The organism is Rhizobacter sp. (assembly GCF_031412495.1).
Classification (GTDB): domain Bacteria; phylum Pseudomonadota; class Gammaproteobacteria; order Burkholderiales; family Burkholderiaceae_C; genus Schlegelella_A.
In genome coordinates, this window is the sequence record NZ_JANODC010000287.1 from 1 (window position 1) to 3,008 (window position 3,008).

A 3,008-nucleotide genomic window follows, 5' to 3' on the forward strand; every position below is an offset into this window, starting at 1 on the left:
ATGTCGGCCAGCGCGCTCATGCCGTCGGCCTGCTGCGGCAGCGGCTGCGGCTGGATGCTGCCCAGCACCGCCGCGCCGCCGCCTTCCCAGCGGTAGGTGTGCGCCATCTGGCCGACGATGTACTCGTCGCCGCGGCCGCAATGGCTCATGATCGCGACGAGGTTGCTCTGCGTGCCGCTGGCCATGAACAGGGCCGCCTCCTTGCCGAGCAGCCGGGCGACCTTCTCCTGCAGCGCGTTGACGCTCGGGTCGTCGGCGAAGACGTCGTCGCCGACCTCGGCCTCGGCCATCGCCGCGCGCATGGCGACGGTCGGGCGGGTGACGGTATCGCTGCGCAGGTCGACGGAGGTGTTCATCGCAGTTCGAGGAAGTTGCGGAGCATGGCCAGGCCATGCTCGGTGAGGATGGATTCGGGGTGGAACTGCACGCCTTCGAGCGGCGTCTTCGTCGCCGTCAGCTCGCGGTGGCGAACGCCCATGATCTCGCCGTCGCTCGACGTCGACGTGACCTCGAGCGCGGCCGGCAGCGTCGCCCGCTCGATCGCCAGCGAGTGGTAGCGGATGACCTCGAAGCGTCCGGGCAGGTTGGCGTAGACGCCGCGGCCGTCGTGCTCGATGACGTCGGTCTTGCCGTGCATCAGCCGGCCGGCCCGCACGACCTGGCCGCCGAGCGCGGCACCGATCGCCTGGTGGCCGAGGCAGACGCCGAGGATGGGCAGCCGGCCGGCGAAGGCGGCGATCGCCGGCACGCAGACGCCGGCCTCGGCGGGCGTGCACGGCCCGGGCGAGAGCACCAGCGCATCGGGGCGCAGGCCGCCGATGCCGTCGACGTCGATCTCGTCGTTGCGCACGACCCGCACGTCGGCGCCGAGCTCGCCGAAGTACTGCACCAGGTTGAAGGTGAAGCTGTCGTAGTTGTCGATCATCAGGAGCATGGTCGTCGCTTCGTCAGAAGCCCTCCTCGACCAGCTCGGCCGCACGCAGCAGGGCCCGCGCCTTAGCCTCGGTCTCCTGCCACTCGAGCTCCGGCACCGAATCGGCGACGACGCCTGCCGAGGCCTGCACGTACAGCGTCCCGTCCTTGACGATGCCGGTGCGGATGGCGATCGCCACGTCCATGTCGCCGGCGAAGCTCAGGTAGCCGCAGGCGCCGCCGTAGACGCCGCGCTTGACCGGCTCGAGCTCGTCGATCAGCTCCATGGCGCGGATCTTCGGCGCGCCGGTGAGCGTGCCGGCCGGGAAGGTCGCCTTGAGGACGTCGAGGTTGCTCATGCCCTCGCGCAGCACGCCCTCGACGTTGCTGACGATGTGCATGACGTGCGAATAGCGCTCGACAGCGAATGCCTCCGTCACCTTCACGGTGCCGGTGCGGGCGATGCGGCCGATGTCGTTGCGGGCCAGGTCGATCAGCATGACGTGCTCGGCCCGCTCCTTCGGGTCGGCGCGCAGCTCGGCTTCGAGAGCTCGGTCGCGCTCGGGCGTGGCGCCGCGCGGCCGCGTCCCGGCGAGCGGACGGATGGTCACCTTGTCGCCGCCTTCGACCGCCTCGCGCCGGACCAGGATCTCGGGCGAGGCGCCGACGATGTGGAAGTCGCCCATGTCGTAGTAGTACATGTAGGGCGACGGGTTCAGCGAGCGCAGGGCCCGGTACAGGCTGAGCGGCGACTCGGCGTAGTGCTTGGCCAGGCGCTGGCCGATCTGCACCTGCATGACGTCGCCGGCGGCGATGTACTCCTTGGCGCGGGCCACGGCGGCGAGGAAGTCGGTCTTCTCGAAGTCGCGCCGCACCGGGTGCGCCGGGCCGCGCACGACCGGCGGTGCCGCGACGCTCGCCTTCAGCCGGTCGGTCAGCTCGAGCAGGCGCCGCCGCGCCTTGCCGAAGGCTTCGGCAACACCGGGGTCGGCGTAGACGATCAGGTAGAGCCGGCCCGAGAGGTTGTCGATGACCGCGACTTCCTCGCACTGCACGAGCAGGACGTCGGGCGTGCCGATCGGGTCGGGCAGCGGCCGCTTCGACGCGGAAGCGGCGAGCTTCGGCTCGATGAAGCGGACGGCGTCGTAGCCGAAGTAGCCGGCGAGCCCGCCGCAGAAGCGCGGCAGGCCCGGGCGCAGCGCCACCTTGAAGCGACGCTGGTAGGCGGCGATGAAGTCGAGCGGGTTGCCGGCGGCGGTCTCGACGACCTGGCCGTCGGTGACCACCTCGGTCGCGAAGCCGGTGGCCCGCAGCAGGGTGCGCGCCGGCAGGCCGATGAAGGAGTAGCGCCCGAAGCGCTCGCCCCCGACCACCGACTCGAGCAGGAAGCTGTAGCGGCGCTCGTCCTCGCTGCCGGCATGGGCCAGCTTCAGGTACAGCGACAGCGGCGTCTCGAGGTCGGCGAAGGCCTCGGCGATCAGCGGGATGCGGTTGTAGCCCTGCAGGGCCAGGCTCTTGAACTCGAGTTCGGTCATCGCATGCCTCGCCCGCGAAAGGGAGAGGTCTCAACGTCTGGGTGCGGGCCGGCGGAACGCCGGAGCCGGAAGCCTTTCAGCCTCGCGCGAGCGACGGGGCCCTTCGCCATAGCCAGGCTCCCCGGCCTGACGACCTGGCGGCGGAGATGCGCAGCGTGACCATCGTAAAAGTGTAGCAGCGCGAGATCTCAAGCCGAGGTCACCGGAATGCCGCGGAACTGCCCCGCCACCGCCGCACCGATCGGGCGTGGATAGCGCTCGGGATCGAAGCGACTGAGCAGCTCGCGTTCGCGGGCGCGCGCGATCGCTAGGCTCGCCACCTTCACGTGCCCATAGCCGCGGATCGAGTTCGGCACCTGGGCGATGGCGACGGCCACCGGCAATCTCTCCGCCGTGAGTCCGGCCAGCAGCTCGTCGACGCGGCCTTCGTATTCGCCGATCAGGCGGCGTTCGAGGCGCCGCTCCTCGGTGCGGCCGAACGGATCGAACGGCGTACCGCGCAAGGCCCGGCCGCGCGCCAGCACCTTCAGCACCGGCCACAGCCAGGCCCCGAAGCGCACC

General features: G+C 70.8%; 4 protein-coding genes. All 4 read right to left on the bottom strand.

Annotated elements, in window-relative coordinates; translation table 11 throughout:
- The coding region (locus AC30N0_RS10685; protein WP_489517895.1) for a beta-eliminating lyase-related protein at nt 1–356 on the bottom strand (356 nt) is incomplete at its 3' end.
- Nucleotides 353–934, bottom strand: coding sequence for an anthranilate synthase component II (locus AC30N0_RS10690; RefSeq protein ID WP_489517896.1), 582 nt, complete (start codon nt 932–934; stop codon nt 353–355). The genes AC30N0_RS10685 and AC30N0_RS10690, both read right to left, overlap by 4 nt.
- Nucleotides 935–947: 13 nt before the next feature.
- Nucleotides 948–2,447 carry an anthranilate synthase component I gene (gene trpE, locus AC30N0_RS10695; protein WP_489517897.1) on the bottom strand — a complete coding sequence of 500 codons (1,500 nt, stop codon included), beginning with the start codon at nt 2,445–2,447 and terminating at the stop codon, nt 948–950.
- A 188-nt stretch (nt 2,448–2,635) separates the two neighbouring features.
- Nucleotides 2,636–3,008, bottom strand: a 373-nt coding sequence (locus tag AC30N0_RS10700) for a DUF6537 domain-containing protein (protein WP_489517898.1), incomplete at its 5' end; no start/stop codon positions are given.

What these genes read in the sequence shown, in the direction of transcription:
- AC30N0_RS10690 (WP_489517896.1), bottom strand. Translation starts at nt 934, where the DNA reads ATGCTCCTGATGATCGACAACTACGACAGCTTCACCTTCAACCTGGTG.
- trpE (WP_489517897.1), bottom strand. Translation starts at nt 2,447, where the DNA reads ATGACCGAACTCGAGTTCAAGAGCCTGGCCCTGCAGGGCTACAACCGC.